The sequence below is a fragment of the Candidatus Nitrospira allomarina genome (genome assembly GCF_032050975.1).
In the GTDB taxonomy this organism is placed as follows: Bacteria; Nitrospirota; Nitrospiria; order Nitrospirales; family UBA8639; genus Nitrospira_E; species Nitrospira_E allomarina.
In genome coordinates this window covers 1,287,464-1,304,598 of record NZ_CP116967.1, presented here as the reverse complement: position 1 = coordinate 1,304,598, position 17,135 = coordinate 1,287,464, and the positions used below count along the sequence as shown (strand labels likewise).

The window sequence follows — 17,135 nt, the reverse complement described above, 5'->3', positions numbered from 1 at the left end:
GGTTACACCGTGGGAAGTTGGGGTTGGCAAACGCAAGGCAGCCACCATGTCATGGTGGTCCCAATACCTGACTGACTTTCCGCATGGATCTCTCCTCCATGGGCTTCAATAATATTTCGACAAATAGGCAGTCCCAGTCCAGTTCCACGATGCTTGCCGGTGGTAAAAAACGGCTCGAAAATTCGAGGAAGAGCACTTGGACTGATTCCCTTTCCATTATCTTGGACTTTAATTCGCAGCCCCGGTATTCGTTCAATGGTTTCCTCTTCAACGGACAGACGAAGACATCCGCCCTCCGACATCGCCTCAACGGCATTTTGGATCACATTTAGCAACACTTGCTTCAGTTGATCTCGATCAGCCTGGATGGAATTCAGTTTGGCAGGCGGATGAAAATCGATCTGAATGGCCTTTTGTTTGATGGGTTCATTGAGGACCTGCAAAGACTCCTGTATCAGATCTTGCAATTGAAAGGTTACCGGAAGCAAGTCTCTTGGCCGCGCAAAGTCAACAATTTGGTTCACAATGCGATCCAGTCTTCGGGTTTCCTTGAGAATGGTTACGAGGTCTTCATGCCGGGAATCACCATCAGGAAAATCCTCCATCAGCAACGTCGTGGTTGACCCAATACCCACCAGCGGGTTTCGAATCTCATGGGCAATACCTGCAGCCATTTGTCCCAATGTGGCCAAGCGGTCAGACCGGTTCAATTGGGCACGCATATACTCTAAAGCCGTGATATCCACATTGAATCCCTGGTACACCATGGTCTGCCCACCGTGATCTTGAATGGGAACCGCGCGACATAAGACCTTGCGCACAGCTCCGTCTGGATGCAAGAAGCGAAGGACCCGCTCAAAGGGCTCACTTTGAAGGCAGGCATCTTGAAATGTTTCGCGCACCCCCTCCCGATCGTCCGGGTGAATCGCTTCCCACATATGTTCAGGATCCAACACCTCATCGGGATTTCTCCCGGCCAGGATCCAATTCTGCCGGTTGCTAAAAATCAGATGATCTTTTTTTGCCGTGAATATTCCGATGGGCGCATAATCCACAATCCCTCGATATTTGGCCTCAGAAGAAGTTAAATCCTGGTTCAGTGTTCGGAGTTCCTGTTCGGATTGTTCAATACGCCGGATATGATTCCGGATTTGGGTGCCCATTGTCTGCATGACTTTCGTCAGTTCGCCAATTTCATCGTCCCGTTGGAAAACGGGAATATTCGGAATATTCCCTCCGGAAACATTTTCCACCGCCTTGACCAAGGTCGTTAATGGTCCTGTAATGGACCGCGCAATGAGATGAAGAGGCACCAGCAACAAAATCAACGCCAACGACCCTCCCCACACGACCACCCCCATCAGGGCCGCCCGGTCTGCGGCACTACTCCCAAGGGCGTGTTGCAATTGCGTGACTTCTCGCCGGTCAAATCGAGCCATTTCTTCACGAATGGCAAGCATGAGGATACGCCCTTTTTCACTCTCGACATAATCCGTGGCCTCCTGCGGAAAACCCGCCTTGACCCGTTCAATCAGCCGATCTTTGTCATTCATCAATTGCTCGACCATTCCTTGAACAGTTTCGATTACCTGTCGCTGATCCTCAACAGACTTGACCATCTGTCTCAATGAATTCCCGAGTAACAACACTCGTTGCCTGGCTGCCAAATAGGGCTGTAAAAAGGGAGCCTTTTGAGTCAGAATAAATCCGCGAAATCCGGTTTCGAGATCCACAACTAAGCGCATATATTCAGCCGAGGCACTTTGCACCAGATACACATCATTCAGGCGATCTTCATCCAAAGAAAAAGTCTGAACGCTTCTATAGGTCACCAGGCTCAAAATCAAGACGGCCAAAACCGGGACTCCGGAGACTAAAAGCAGCTTTCTGGCAATCGGAAGATTTAAAAATAATTTATTGAGAGACATAGGGAATTCTCCGAAATTCTCTTACAATCTCATCAAACCCTTCGCTGACAGGCCTGACACAGCCCGATCCTCACGCCACTATACCCCAATAGCTGGTCTAATCTCATTATAGGAAGTCCCTAACTTAGGATCATTCCTCTACATAGAGTCAATTGCTTGAACAGGTTGACCCGGTGGTCCGCCCCCAACTCACGGTGAAAGATTCCATGTTCAGATCAGGGGAATCTGTGATCACAGGCAGAAATACATGGCTGGCAAAACCGCATAGTGAAATTCGGGGAGCCTGCAAGCATGAGGAAGAGGTAAGAAGTAGACGCACCCAAGACTTAATTATAAAAGGTTTGAACCAACCATGAATGCGGGAATTCCTTGAGCTGAATGGGGTGCTGCGACAGCGGCCACTTGATGCGTCAAGACCCCTTGTCCATAATAGGTTCCGTTACTGATTGCAACACCACATACACAGCCAGGAGTCCCCAGAGGGTCATGGTGACTGTATAGGAATGAGCCATCCACACCATCCGGCCATACGAAAGGCGAATAAGTGTGGCGAGAGCGGACGTCAACAGAAAAAGAAAGGCCGCCTGCCCATCTGAAGTGGCCACATTAGGAATATGAGGCCCCCTGTAATAGCGACCGCCAAAAGATTCAATTGATCACGGGAATCCTCCCTGCTGAAATGCCCGCAGGACCGTTTTATATAGATCGTGGCGACAAAGACGTTGTCGCTGATCAAAGTAGTTGCTCCTGGATCACTACCACAAAAAACACTACAAGGACCGTAAACGGGAGAGCCTCTTAAAATGCCTCCCCCAACTGACGCTCCTCAATAATTTCATTCAAGGCCGTCACTCCCATGACTCGTAAGCAAGCAAAACGACCACGCTAACCTCCCGTCAAAACCGGTTCTATGTGGGCTTGTAGCCTAACCTCCACAGCCTTTTTTTCCACGATCTGCATAGCGGTATCCAAAGCTTCATTAAAATGTGTGCAGATATAGTCTTCCTTCAGTCTGGAAAGCTCATTCAAATCGGCAAGAATTTGTCGGGTTCGAGGGGACATGCCGGCGGTTAACACCGCCACCCCGCGACTGTTGGCCGCTTCAATTAAATCGCCTAACGCATAAGCACCGGACAAATCCAATTCATCCAACCATTTGCAACGAATGATGAGCACATCTTTACTGTCAAGATGTTCCACCGTCTCGTTCAGCCAATCGATCGCACCGAAGAATAAAGGACCGTGAGGACGGACGATGGTAATCCGGTCTCGAACGATATGTTCAAAACGACCGCTCAGCTCTCCCATATTGGCCCCATTCCGGCTGATTTTTCTGGCATAATCCCTGGCGAAGGAAAAAATGAGGTCCTCTTCTTCCTGTTTCACATCTTCATCGCGTTGGCTGAGATCCGCCTTATAGCGATCGGACTGATCCTTCACAAAACGGAAAAAGGCCACTGCGAGTCCCATCGCCATGGCGGACAACAGGTTCCAAAACACGGTCATTAAGACCACCAGACCGAATACCATCAAATCAGACGTCGGCAATCTTCGGACGACAGGCAGCACCCGCATATCCAGAATGTCATACCCCGCCTTGAGAAGAATCCCCGCCAATGCGGAAAGAGGAATGGATGCGGCAAGGGAACCCAGACCGAGAATGAAGGAAAGCAGGACCAGTCCCATCGTTACCGAAGCCAACCGGGTTCGGGCTCCGCTCTGGATATTCACGACACACGGCATCGTATTGGTGGCTCCACCCAACCCTCCAACCAACCCCGAAAAGAGATTAGCTGATCCTTGGGCCACCAATTCCCGGTCGCTGTTGTGGTGAGTGCCGGTCATATTATCAACGATGAGACAGGTCAGGAGACTATCGAATACACATAATCCGGCCAAAGCCGCAGCCGGGACAAAGGCTTTTTCCAGAAGGGAAAGATCGGGAAGGTACAGGTCAGGTAAGCCCGTGGGAATATCTCCTATTTTCGGAATGTCTAACCCGAGAGCAACCGTAGTTCCCGTGCCGGCCAATAATCCGATTAGTGGACCTGGCAGCCAGGTCACGGGAGAAATTTTCGGCCAATATACGACGATGAGTAAAGTCAACAGCCCGACTCCCACTGCCACAGGCGACGCATGAGCTAAACTGGAGGGTAATTCCGTGATGGCGGAAGTGATACTTTTGACGCCGGGAAGTCCCAAAAATGGGTTGAGTTGCAACAGCATGTACAACACACCCAAACCCGTCATAAATCCCGAAATAACTGAATAGGGAGTAAACTTGATAAACTGCCCGAGCTTCAACAGGCCCATCACAATTAAAAGAAAGCCAGCTAAGGCGATGGTCGTAAATACGAAAACCAGATCGGGACTCCCATCGGCCAATTGATTGGTTTGAGTCATGGAGAGGATTTGGATCGTCAGCGGCCCCGTGGGCCCGCCCACCGACCACGCTGAGCCACTTAATGGACCCGCGATAAGGCCGGCGGCCACTGCCGACCACATTCCCGCAATCGCTCCCAGCCCGGAAGCCACGCCAAAAGCCAGTGCCATGGGGAGCACCACCATGGCTACCGTAATCCCCGCCAACACATCCCCTCTCACATTGCTGGCAATCCCTTTAAAATTATCTTTAAAATTGAAATCTTTAAGATATACACGAATACCCGCAATCAGGTGCTCCATTCCTAATTTCCTCCGACTCATTCGCCTAATTCGTTATCGCCTAAACAAAAAGACAAAAATTTTCCTTTAAAATTTACAACAAGCTTCACGCGCAACTTACATGCCAATAATCGAACCATGAGGGTTCAAAGAAATTCCGTTGATTTTTTCTTTATATTTTCAATAATATCTGTAACCAAATCCCTTCCAAATTAAAGACAAATTTTTTTCGCTAAGGCCTCCTGTGCGAATTCGTACGGTGTGACCTGTGCGAAATAACTCCCGATACGACATGAACAAGAGAAGAGGACGCTTCCCTTATAGGAAGGATGAAGGGAGGGGCCGGTGAAACCCTATCAGGATTAACCGAGGAATTAGAATGTCAATGTCGCCATGGTATAGACATAATCGACATCGGCCGTCCCAGGGCTTTGTGGCACTCGGTTAAAATAGGAGCCTTTGAAAAAACGCGTATATCCCACCTCAAAAGTTGTATGTCGGAAATAACCGTTCTGAGGGGCCCACGTTATGGAGCTATCCAACATATTGCCAAGGAAGGTGCCCGCTTGACCGGTCGGATCCTGCAGACCGCTACCCACAAAAGGGCCGCGGCCATCTGCCAGCCAGAAGGCTCGATAAGATGCCATCAATCTGACCGTGGAGATCGGTTGGAGAGTCGAGCGAAACCCAAGAGGTGAAAAAATATTGGATGGAAAGATAATTCCCAAAATTCCGCTTGGTCCATATTCTGCGCGGCGTTTTGCGAACAAGAAATCAAAATTCTTTTCCGGATTCCGATTTCCGGACGAGTAGTCGAACAGATAGACAAATCGTAAGGGCCATTCAGTCGCAAAACTATAGCCCACCTCACCGTGATGTCGATGTGCAAAGTGTTTCGGATGATCGACCTCTCCAACCTGGTACATCGATTCTATTTCGTAATCAAATTGTTCTTTTGCAGGTTTGGAAAATACCCGAAATCCCATAGTGGAAAGATTACGTTTTTGAAGATTACTCCCCTCATTCAACTGAAAAATATATAACTCCCCATTAGCCCAGGGGACATGACGGCTGGAAATCGCCGCACCGGAAAAGTAGCTAATGGGGCTAGTCCAATCCGGGCTAACCGTATGACGTTGGACCGGTTGTGTGACAAAGGCACGGAGACCCCAATCAGAGCGTTTATCTCCCCCGAGGGTTAATTGCACACCATCAAATGATGGAGTAAAGCTTCCAAAACGATGCCCTGCGATGAGACGCCCTTCTCCGAAATCCATGACTAAACGACCGACTTCCAGCTTACCTGAGGTCCCTGTTCCTAAAAAATTCTGCGACACCAGATCAAGATGGAGTTGAAAAATATCCAGATGATCGACAAAATTGGGATTGTGATCCTGCCCCCGATCAGCCACAGGGGCCCGAAAATCTGCGAGTTCTAGTGTGAATCGGATAGGGTCCCAAATATCCTTAATTCCCAACAGAATTCTCGTCCGCTGCGCAACCATCTGATCACTTCCTGCTGTGCCTTTCGTAAAACTTTGATTAAACGTTTCATAGCGTGTTCGATGTTCAACTCCCAAATCCAGCCATTCCGGCGTCAGAGCAGAAAGAGTATTCGGCTGTTGCAAAACAGTTTTTAAGCGATCAAAATCACTCGGAAATTCTTTGGTATGAGTGCCATTTTCAGCCCCATGTGCAGGATTTTCCTCTAACAGACCTCCAAGCAAGAAAAGGAGGCCTAAACAAACCACCCCAATATTTTTCATCGAATCTCCATACAAGACAGAAGCCGATCATAATAATTTTCATTTTCAAAATTTTCCTATTTTTCTTTTGCTACGCAAAACTAGTACCAATTTCTAGACATCGAGGAATCTGGGAACGGTAGTTGAGAATCACAAACAATATAGGATGCATTCCTGCCGCCTTAACCGTCAGGTTAAGGGTGAGGCAGTGGATTCCGATTAATTTTCAAAATTTGCCTTATGTTCCTATCCATTTTCCCTGGCTTCTGCCTTCATGCACAGTGACCAAAATCTGAACAATGGTGCCATTTCACACATAACCCCCTGTGCATCATCGCACGCCAGCTGATCGTGTTTGGCAATAGGGCGCAAACTTTATTGATAAGGCATGACTGATAATTGTGGGGAACCAACGAATACCATTGGTGGGGCTCAACTGTTGAGCCCCAAAATTCCAGAGGTCCCCTAGGGTATAGACTTTGCGTAATAGCGTTTAAAATGAGGACGCGACAAATACATTAACGAAAGCATGGCTGTTTATTGTCATTCTGGGATTGGCGATCGGCATCTACCTGGCCGAAACGTACAACTACTTTGAAATGGTTGAACCTCTGCGCTATGCGTGGGAGCCATGGTGAGTGCGGCAAAAAAAGATGATATACGACATTCAAACGCATTGCCCAAACGCAATGCCTCTACTCCCAATCATGCTTCATTGAGGTCGAGTTCTTCCGAAAGTCAGTCATGACAATTCCATTACCCATGAATTCAGGACGATGGCTGAGGCTCTCTTTTCAATTATCACAAAAGACCCATACCGAAAAAAATCACTGCTTCCGCAACTCCTCTGCGGTTGATATCGATGACCAAAGATGGGAAAGTACAAAAAATGCCGGTACAACTTCTTTAAAGATCTCCTAAACAAGGACTGCTATGCGTGCAACAATTTATGTGACCGACGATGATCAAAACGTATGTTCTGCGTTAAGTCGCCGGTTGGTGAGAAAAGGGCACCTCGTAAGAAGTTTCCATTCAGGACCCTCGCTCATTGAGGCTTTGGAACATGAACTGCCTGATTTGCTGTTCCTGGATCTTAAAATGCCGGAAATGGATGGACTCGAAACCTTACGCCAAATTCGACAAAAGATCCCGAAAACCCTGGTTGTCATGTTGACTGCTTATGGAAGCGTGGAAGATGCGGTGGAGGCGATGCGGCTCGGAGCTTATGATTTTTTGATAAAATCCATTGATTTCTCAACGGTTGAACCAGCCTTACATCGAGCCATCACCTTCCTGGAGCTACGGCGTCGAATTGAGTTTTCTGCTTCTGAGAAACAACGGCAATATTCATGGGAACATGTGATCGCCAGGAGTCCAGCCATGACCAAGGTCATTGAACAACTCAAATTTTTCGACGCCCAAGACGTCCCCTTAGTGTTTCTTCAAGGGGAGGTTGGGACGGGGAAAGAATTCTTGGCACGCATTCTTCATTATAATAGCCACAAACAGCTCGGCCCGTTTGTCACCGTCAGTTGCAACGAACAGAGGGGATCACTCCTTGAACCTCAAATATTTGGATATGAACGCGGGGCATTCAGTGGTGCCAGCCAAAGCATGCCGGGAGCATTTGAACATTCCGATGGGGGAACCCTATTTGTTGATGAGATTGAACATCTGCCAATTCCCATTCAGGGATCATTGGCCGAGGCCATTCGAACACGTGCATTTTGTCGAATGGGAGGATTTGACAGACTCCCCATCAACAATCGAATTGTAGTGACCAGTTCGATTCCGCTGGATCAACCGGGCTACCAGGAAATATTTCATCCAGAATTACGTTCGCTACTCGAAAAACAGCAACTCTTCATTCCTCCCCTGCGGGAACGAAAAGAAGATATCATCCCTTTGGTGATCAAAACCATTCACGCCTATGGTGAAGAGATCGGCCGTCCAAAACTCGATATTGATTCTTCGGTACCTCCGCTATTGGATACCTACCAATTCCCGGGGAATATTCGAGAATTAGAGGCTATGATTCGCAGAGCGGTGTTGTGCTCGCAAGGACCTGTCCTTACTTCTCTGGATTTTTATTCTCAACATCCTGGCAGCGGAGAAGGTCTTCCTCCAAATACTGGTCGGGTGCTCTTTGAAATCGGCCAACACAGTCTACAAAATATTCAAGTCATGGTGATTAATGAAGTCTTGAGATTCACCAAGCAGGACAAAGAACAGGCAGCTGGCTATCTTCACATTTCCACACGGGCACTGGATGAACATATTCAATTATGGAAAAACTTCTCCCACGAGACAGAGGGATCCTGAGAGAATAGGCGGTAGTCCCTCCATTCATTCGCCTTTCTCTTTTTTCATTCCTCTCCTATTTAATACGGGGTAGAATTCCTACATATTCCCTGAGCTCGAAGGCAGGCCTTTAAGACTTTATGGGGCAGTTGTCATGGTCCCACCGATTATTTAAAAACATTCGCCATAACTTTCCTCCCAATATCATCCTCGAAGCTGTCCATTGAATAGGGCGTAAATTTTTTGAACAAAGAAGCTTCCTTTCCAGAGACCCAAAATTTCCGCCTGGGAAAGATTTTTTTATCAGTTCAATAGAGCTATGCATTGCAACCATTTTTTGTCCTTTCCTGAATCCGAACAATTATTATTCAAGAAATTTTTAGCACAGTTCACATGGTGCAATCCCGCACCCATTCTCTACCGTTGCGTTGTCTAAGGAAAAGCAAATACCGATATACCCAAGTAAATTCTAGTATTTGTCAGGTAAAAGCAGAGTCCAGGGCTGGCACTCCTTTTGCTTCGATCAATTCGTTATTGAGAATCTATCCACATTCCGAAAACTCATCGAAAAAGGAAAATGCACCCATGCCGACTCTGTCAGCTCCCATTTCTCCTTCAAAGATAAATCATCCAGAATCTTTCGATTTCATGAAAAACTTGGAAGGGAATTTCCCAGGTGCCTACCCCTCCGATGCCTTCGTGGAATATTCCCAATTCCGGTTACATCCTTTTGGCATAAATCAGAAGAACTCAATCGCTTGCGTGAGCGTGTGTCGAGACGAGATAGCCACCCCATTAATGAACAGACTCCATAATGCCTGAAATGGAGCATTTAACTTTTCAAGTCTGGCCGGAATGCTGTATCTGGGAGTCACGGGATTTCAAGCGGCCCATCATCATGCACCCAATACTGATGGCAGAGAAAGATACGTATGTTTTGCCTTTCCCCATATTGCCATCGATGAAAATGGCGCTTTCGGAAATTGTCGCCGCACAGGGCGCCAGGCCTTGTCTCAAGCTTGTGGCGCATTGATTAAGATTCTCCAAGACCGTTCTCGAGGAGAAGCCAGCCTTGACCTGAATCCGGACGACGTGGAGCAGAGCCTCCTAACCCATCGCCTGTTTAGAAAATTTGGATTCGGAGAAATTCCCGATTTGGTCACTTTGACCAAAGCCACCCAACATATCATCCGAGAAGATCTGGAACGGATGATCCAACTAACCGTCGATCCCAGCAAAACCGACTATGCGGTATTTATCGGTGCGCAGATTCACGGTCCAACCCATAAAGACTGGATTTGGATCGAGACTTCTTATGTTTTCGTTGATGGGAAAAGAAACCCATTACTGTAAAAATTTTAATTCTTTTTTACTAATTAAAATAATTGTTTGACCATGCAAATTCTCATTTATTAAATGAGTGACGCCGGAAACGTCTCATAAAACTTCAACGAACAAAAAAAAGATCTCCCGATTTCAGGCAATTACCCTGAATGGGCCACCCCTTTTGGCGATTTCATCAAGGCATAACCGGCAAATTCCTAATATGAATGAAATCCTATAGGCAATGGTGAAATTTATAGGTTTAGGGAACTAGCTCTAGGACATCCGAGCCCCCATCTTCACACCTGACATATCCTGTTTCTGGCTACTCCGAAATATGGTGAAAATTTGAAAGTCCTTGGCTGATTTCTCAAAGGTTTCATGTTCTTAACCAGAGCGGCATTCCATCCGGGCCCCACCCTCCTTTTATAGCCACGGTGATTGTATTTCTTATTGTCTTATATCCTTTCCCTTCAAAATTAGAGCGATATCGCACAGGCCTTACTTAATAAATCCGCTCATTTTCATGGGTAGAAATGAATGCACTTTTCTTTTGGATATATAAGATAATGAAATATTTAATGAATTTCTCAATCATCCCACTTCACCAATTTGGCATTTACCTTGCTCTTTTAGTGGTCACACAAGATTAAAAAGTATTAGGAGGATGATAAAAATGGAAGGCTTTACCCTTATTTTACTTATCACCTGGGCGGTACTTTCGAGGTTCTAACATGGAACATGTCCCTCTCATCGCAATTTTGACAATCATAGTCATTGCATTGATGAATCGATTGGGTTTGGATTAATTTCCGAACCTCCCTTCGGTTTTCCTAATTCTGTTTTTTGCTGCTCTTCGTCTGCTCTTCGCCCAACGTCCGATTGCCCTATACACAATTTAATGTTTTAAAAGGTATGAGGTCTTATTGATCTCCTGCTATAGTTTTGTATAACTCCCACTCAGGCAAAGAGTGAACTGTTTGCAAGAAAAATGGTATGTAGACTCACAAGTTAGATTAATTTATGACTCGTCAGTTCTTTTTTATACTCCTTTTCTCCATTCTCATTTCCTTGGGAATTGGTGTGGGTATCGGAGGACGACTTGCACCACAGGAAGGCATGCCTATTCGTGTGGTTGCAAACTATTTACATGCCGTTCTTCAAGCAGACCGGACCTTTTACACCCAACATGTCGTGGAACGGATGGAAGACATGCTTATTGTGACTGCAACAGAAAATTGGCGGGAAGAACGGACATTGCCCTTGCCCGCACAATTTTTTAAAGAAGCCTCCCGTGGATTACAGGTTGCCGGCAAACCGTTTCGATACCGGCTGATGGGTCTTTGGCCTTTGAATCCAGAAAATGCACCTCACAATGACCGTGAGCGTAAAGCCCTGGAACAAGTTGTGGAATACGGAGAAGTGACCGAACAAGAAATCCAGATAGACAACCAGTCTTATTATCAAGCTATCTTTCCTGATCGAGCAGTGAGCCGAGCCTGTGTCAACTGCCATAATGCCCACAAGGAAAGTCCTAAACGGGACTTTAAATTAAATGATGTCATGGGAGGACTGGAAATTTTAATTCCCCTTAACTAACCTTCACCGTATTAAATTTATAGCCCTTTTCGGTCACCTCCTTTTCTCTAATCTTATTCTTTTTCTCCTCGTTACACTTGTGAAAACCTTTTTCGCTTCCCACTTGACGAAGAACGGTGTGATAGAGTGAAATCCTCGCCCAGTTTGTCTTCATTTTTATCCTAGGATATGCCCTATGGGGCTTGTTCACGGGTTACATTTCAACAACCTTCGCGGTGATATCTACGGAGGGATGGTTGCCGCTGTGGTGGCCCTACCGTTGGCGCTCGCTTTTGGCGTCGCTTCTGGCCTAGGAGCCATTGCGGGTTTATACGGGGCGATATTCGTCGGATTTTTTGCTGCGCTTTTCGGAGGTACCCCCGCTCAGGTTTCCGGCCCCACGGGCCCCATGACTGTGGTGATGGCTGGAATCGTCACAATCTTCGCAGGCAATCCTGGTTTAGCCCTGATGGCCGTGATTCTTGGCGGTGTCTTTCAAATCCTGTTGGGACTTTCCAGGGTGGGACAGTACATCGCGTTGGTCCCGTATCCAGTGGTCTCCGGGTTCATGAGCGGCATCGGCTGCATCATTCTCATTTTGCAATTAGGCCCCCTAGTTGGCCATGCTTCCAGCCCCGAGGGTGTAGTCACGACACTCAAGTCAATTCCGGGATTTTATGGAAACCCGGTGTGGGATGCCGCCCTCGCCGGAGTCCTTGTTTTGGTCATTATGTATTTGACTCCCGGCAGGATTGCGAAGGTGGCTCCTCCTTCTTTATTGGCCTTACTCGTGGTTACCCCACTCGCCTATAATTTTCTTCCTGATGCTCCTACCATCGGAGAGGTTCCGCGGGGATTCCCCACCCCTCTCATGCCGACATTTACCTGGGACACCCTGCAAATCGTACTAGAATCAGCCGCCATCCTGGCTGTTTTGGGAGCGATCGACAGCCTGTTAACCAGCCTGGTCTGCGATAACATGACCCGGGCCCAACATGACCCGGACCGTGAGCTTATCGGCCAGGGCATAGGGAACATGGTCGCCGGTGTATTTGGAGGTCTCCCAGGTGCCGGAGCCACCATGCGGTCAGTAGCCAATATCCGAACCGGAGGACGGACACCGATCTCCGGCGTACTTCACTCCATAATTTTATTGGCAGTTCTTTTGGGACTTGGCCCTTTGGCCGAGAAAATTCCCTTGGCCGTTCTCGGGGGGATTTTGTTCAAGGTTGGCATTGATATTATTGACTGGCGGTTCTTACGACACATCCTGCAAGCCCCCCGTATTGATGTCGTCATCATGACAGTGGTGTTACTGACCACCGTGCTCGTGGATCTCATAACCGCCGTGGCGGTGGGAATGGTCTTTGCCAGTCTGTTCTTTGTCAAACGCATGGCGGATTTGGAACTGGCTAATCTCCACATCGTGACGAATCCGACTCCCAGCACCCCTCTTTTACCGGAAGAAGCTACAATTCTGGAACAAGCCAACGGGAAAATTCTCCTGATTCATGTGGATGGCCCTATGAGCTTTGGATCGGCCAAAACCATGGTCCGCCGCTTGGAAACCGTCCCGGGCTTTAATACGTTTTCTAGCGTTGTTTTGGATTTATCCAAGGTCCCGGCCATAGACGGGACAGCGGCATTGGCGGTGGAAGATATGTTGAATATCGTCAAGGCCCACCACCAACATCTCTTCTTTGTTGGCATGCAGCCTCACGTGACCGAGGCATTGGATGGCTTGGGAGTACTGGTGCAGATTCGGCCCGGCCATCGCTTTGCCAGCCGTTTGGAGGCCCTACAGAAAGCCTCCTTGGTAGAAAAAGCCCACTCTAAGGAACCACCACGACCTTCGGCACCAAACACGAATCTTCCTGCAACTCCCTCTGAATAGGCCTGATTTTTGGACCCTAAGAATTAGGTTATTGGAATATGCACGAAACACCCATCCAGACCATCTTTGGTCTCTCCCCACTTTGGATAGCTACATCAATTTTAATTTTGACCTATGCCGTTATTATCGCTGAACGGTTTAATCGGGCGATTGTAGCGCTTCTTGGAGCCTCTGCCGTTATTGGAACAGGAGTCCTCACACAGGACCAAGCGATTCAAGGCATTGATTTCAATACTATCGGCCTACTCACCGGCATGATGATCCTGGTCGGAATTACCAAAGAATGCGGCATCTTTCAATTTCTCGCGATCAAAGCCGCGAAGGCCGCCAAGGGTAGTCCGTGGGGCATCCTGGTTATGCTCTCAATGGTCACCGCAGTGCTCTCGGCATTTTTAGATAATGTCACAACGGTGCTGTTGGTCGCACCAGTGACCCTGCTCATCGCCGACGAGCTGAAAATCAATCCGTATCCTCTGCTCTTTGCAGAGATTAATGCCTCGAATACAGGGGGCACGGCTACGCTGATTGGTGACCCCCCCAACATTATGATTGGCTCTGCCACCAGTTTGACATTTAATGATTTTGTGATTCACCTGGCTCCCGTCGCCATTGTGGCCTTCAGTGCCACACTCATTCCTCTTTGGTTTATATTTGGAAAAACCATGTTCGCATCACCAGAAGCCCGAGCCCGCATTATGGCTTTCAACGAATATGAAGCCATTCGGGATGTTGGTTTATTGAAACACTGTCTCCTGGTCTTTAGCCTGGTTATTCTCGGATTTATCTTAGCCCATTCGATAGGCATGGAACCCGCCACCATTGCTCTGGGTGGCGCCGCCCTGCTCCTGTTACTCGTTACATTCTCCTTAGACAACGAACAGGCAGGGCATAAAGTTCATGCATTATTCGGGCAGGTGGAATGGATTACCATTTTCTTTTTCTGCGGCTTGTTCATTATCGTCACCGGTGTTGAACATACCGGCCTTTTACAGTTCATTGCAGATTGGACCTTAAGTCTCACCGCAGGAAATTTCACCGTGACAACCCTGGCCATTCTTTGGGTTTCGGCTATTCTTTCCGCTATTGTGGATAATATACCGTTTGTGGCCACCATGATCCCTATGATCAAAAGCATGCTCCCGGTCTTTCAGCAGGCTGGCATTCCACTTGAACAGGCCGAAACCCTCTGGTGGGCATTATCGTTAGGCGCATGTTTAGGAGGGAATGGGACGTTGGTGGGAGCTTCCGCCAATTTGATTGTGGCGGGAATTGCGGAACGGAATGGCGTGCCATTTCGATTTTTGCCATTTTTGAAAGTCGCCTTTCCCCTGATGATCCTACAAGTCTTGATCAGCACCGGTTACATTTGGATGAGGTATTTATGAAGGCCCAGGACATCATGATCCGTCAGGCACACACCATCCCGCCCCAATGCACGATCGGGGAAGCCCTTCGCCAAATGACAGATCTCCGCCTCCAAGACTTTCCGGTCGTGGGTGAGAAGAAGATGTTACTGGGAACACTGAATTTCTGGCAGATTCTTGAACGGGCCATGCCTCCCTACATTTCTCAAGGGGATCTTCCCGATGTTCGTTTTGCTCCGAACCTTGTAAGGTTTCATGAACGCCTCGGAGAACTTAAACCAAACCCGGTCACTCAGGTCATGAATCCCCACCCTCCATGTGCCCGACCGGATGACTCCGTACTGGCCTGCGCCGCTTTGATCATGAAAACTCCAAAAACGGTCTATTTACTGCCCGTGGTGGAAGGAGATCATCAATTGGTGGGAATTATCTCTGCCTGGGACATCATTAAAGAAATCGCGGGGTAGAAGATAAGCCGGGACATGGCTGCATCATCCTCTGCAGCTCCCGACTCCTTCCGATTCAAGGACCCGTATTAAACGATTCCGTATATACTTCCACCTGATCGATTACCCACCTGCCCTCAGGATTCTTCAGCAGGACATACAACTCATCCTGCGGCTGATCACCCATCAGCGTGACAATGTGAGCATGGACAATCACATGGGCTTCTTCTCCCACCATCTTCTCATGGGCTATCTTGGCACGCACATATTTCAACTGGAGGTCCCGAAGATACGGGCCTCGGATTGCAATCCATTCTTCTTTGGATACCCCTTCCCTAAAGGCCGTTGTCGTCAGCTCAGCGGCCCGTTCCATATTTCCCGGGTAAACTGCAAACCACTGTTCCACCACCTGGCGAGGTGTGGAAAAAGATAACTCTTGAGACCCCGCTATCCCGCCACCGGCCATGCACACGGCAATCGCTAGGCAGATCCCTGCCCCCCACCAGACAACCCCTCGCCCTTTGCCTTTTGACTTCATGGTAGAGTCCCCCTTATCTGGCAAATTCCGGATATCGTGAAAGCGTCCTTGGCCATATCAATGGACTAAACGGGTAGGGTCCAGAAGAAAACATGAAATGCTGTTCCAACTTTGCACGGTCATTACTTGTCCCCTCCCCTCACAGATATTTTTGTTGGCATCGAGAGTGCCACGAAAATTGGTAATGTAAAGAAAATTTTAAGAATTAACTCGACATGGCACCATTGACAAACAAACCTGGAATCCATCAGGGGGAAAAAGCTCACCCCCAGGAACATCTCACCCGTCTCCTAGCCATCCTCTTTACCGGAATTGTGGGTTTCCTCATCTTCGTCATTCTTTGGCCAAATCAACCGTCTCTACTCGACATCGTCATTCGGCTTTTGGGCATCACGCTGGGCGGCGCCTGGTTGTACCGCTTCCTGACTCGTCATATTCGGCACCGGGCGAGGATTCGTCAAGCCCCGTTTCCTACCGAATGGGAAAAAATTCTGGCACAGAATGTCCCATTCTATCAGGCGCTTTCTCTCCGCGACCAAAACCGTTTTCGAGAAGAAGTTCATATTTTTCTTCGTGAAAAGCGAATCACCGGCATCAATACGTCGGTTGATGACACCGTCCGGGTATTGGTTGCAGCAAGTGCCATCATTCCCATATTTGGATTTCCAGGCTGGGAATGGGAACATATCAGGGAAATCCTGATTTATCCGACCTCCTTCGATGAGGGGTATCAAATGGGATCAGCTCAAGAGCACCCTATCTCAGGCATGGTTGGAACAGGGGCGATGAACCGCATGATGATTTTGTCCAAACCGGATTTATTGCAAGGATTTCTCCAACCCTCACATGGACATAATGTGGGTATCCATGAGTTTACCCATTTATTGGATAAATCTGATGGCACCGTAGACGGGGTTCCTGAGGTTGCCTTGCCCGGCCAGGCCATTAGACCCTGGCTTAACCTGGTTCAGAATGAAATGAACCAAATCCGAAAGGGGCATTCAGACATCAATCCCTATGGGCTCACAAACGAGGCGGAATTTTTCGCGGTGGTCTCAGAATATTTTTTTGAAAAACCCGCGAAGATGAAACAGAAACACCCTGCACTCTATGCAATGTTGAAACAGATCTTTCGCCAGGATCCCCAATCACGAATTACCGGTGCTCTCAAGGCCATGCTCCGCCCAAAACAGGCTTCTCTGAAAGATCCTGCTCCCTGCCCATGTGAAAGCGGAAAGCCTCTTTGAACAGTGCAGTCTCACCAATGATGCAAATTCCATCTTCGACAAATGACGCCGCTTGAGAAAACAGGAATAATGCCAAACGATGGAAGCTCAACAATTCTTTGATCCTT

Annotated in this window: 11 protein-coding genes and 1 pseudogene; 7 read left to right on the top strand and 5 right to left on the bottom strand. The window is 48.0% G+C overall.

The genetic code is table 11. The annotated features are described in order from the left end of the window. Nucleotides 1–2: 2 nt before the first annotated feature. From PP769_RS05675 to PP769_RS05660, 4 genes are all read right to left on the bottom strand, one after another. Nucleotides 3–1,928: an ATP-binding protein gene (locus tag PP769_RS05675; protein WP_312645962.1), complete on the bottom strand. Its 1,926-nt coding sequence runs from the start codon at nucleotides 1,926–1,928 to the stop codon at nucleotides 3–5. Between the two features lie 410 nt (nucleotides 1,929–2,338). Continuing rightward, nucleotides 2,339–2,533, bottom strand: coding sequence for a hypothetical protein (locus tag PP769_RS05670; protein ID WP_376753395.1), 195 nt, complete (start codon nucleotides 2,531–2,533; stop codon nucleotides 2,339–2,341). Nucleotides 2,534–2,813: 280 nt separating this feature from the next. Then, the gene (locus PP769_RS05665; protein ID WP_312645961.1) at nucleotides 2,814–4,613 is read right to left on the bottom strand and encodes a SulP family inorganic anion transporter; all 1,800 of its coding nucleotides are present in this window, start codon (nucleotides 4,611–4,613) and stop codon (nucleotides 2,814–2,816) included. Nucleotides 4,614–4,966: 353 nt separating this feature from the next. Continuing rightward, complete coding sequence (locus PP769_RS05660; RefSeq protein WP_312645960.1) at nucleotides 4,967–6,358, bottom strand: alginate export family protein; 1,392 nt, start codon at nucleotides 6,356–6,358, stop codon at nucleotides 4,967–4,969. Nucleotides 6,359–7,270: 912 nt separating this feature from the next. Between PP769_RS05660 and PP769_RS05655 the strand changes: the two genes are divergently transcribed. From PP769_RS05655 to PP769_RS05630, 6 genes and pseudogenes are all read left to right on the top strand, one after another. After that, nucleotides 7,271–8,659, top strand: a complete 1,389-nt coding sequence (locus tag PP769_RS05655) for a sigma-54-dependent transcriptional regulator (RefSeq protein WP_312645959.1) — start codon at nucleotides 7,271–7,273, stop codon at nucleotides 8,657–8,659. Between the two features lie 372 nt (nucleotides 8,660–9,031). Next, nucleotides 9,032–9,991 (top strand): annotated as a pseudogene (locus PP769_RS05650) (LCIB family protein). A gap of 993 nt (nucleotides 9,992–10,984) precedes the next feature. Beyond that, a complete protein-coding gene (locus PP769_RS05645) occupies nucleotides 10,985–11,560 on the top strand; it encodes a Tll0287-like domain-containing protein (protein ID WP_312645958.1) in 576 nt (191 codons plus the stop codon). A gap of 175 nt (nucleotides 11,561–11,735) precedes the next feature. Further along, nucleotides 11,736–13,433 (top strand): SulP family inorganic anion transporter, encoded by a 1,698-nt coding sequence (locus tag PP769_RS05640; RefSeq protein WP_312645957.1) that lies wholly within the window; start codon nucleotides 11,736–11,738, stop codon nucleotides 13,431–13,433. Nucleotides 13,434–13,471: 38 nt separating this feature from the next. Next, nucleotides 13,472–14,818 carry an ArsB/NhaD family transporter gene (locus PP769_RS05635; RefSeq protein ID WP_312645956.1) on the top strand — a complete coding sequence of 449 codons (1,347 nt, stop codon included), beginning with the start codon at nucleotides 13,472–13,474 and terminating at the stop codon, nucleotides 14,816–14,818. After that, complete coding sequence (locus tag PP769_RS05630) at nucleotides 14,815–15,264, top strand: CBS domain-containing protein (protein ID WP_312645955.1); 450 nt, start codon at nucleotides 14,815–14,817, stop codon at nucleotides 15,262–15,264. The genes PP769_RS05635 and PP769_RS05630 overlap by 4 nt, the downstream gene beginning before the upstream one ends. Nucleotides 15,265–15,319: 55 nt before the next feature. Here PP769_RS05630 and PP769_RS05625 read toward each other — a convergent pair whose 3' ends face one another. Continuing rightward, nucleotides 15,320–15,781, bottom strand: coding sequence for a hypothetical protein (locus PP769_RS05625; protein ID WP_312645954.1), 462 nt, complete (start codon nucleotides 15,779–15,781; stop codon nucleotides 15,320–15,322). A gap of 215 nt (nucleotides 15,782–15,996) precedes the next feature. On the opposite strand from PP769_RS05625, the gene PP769_RS05620 reads away from it, so the two are divergent. After that, nucleotides 15,997–17,028 carry a M90 family metallopeptidase gene (locus PP769_RS05620; RefSeq protein WP_312645953.1) on the top strand — a complete coding sequence of 344 codons (1,032 nt, stop codon included), beginning with the start codon at nucleotides 15,997–15,999 and terminating at the stop codon, nucleotides 17,026–17,028. The last annotated feature ends 107 nt before the right edge of the window (nucleotides 17,029–17,135 follow it).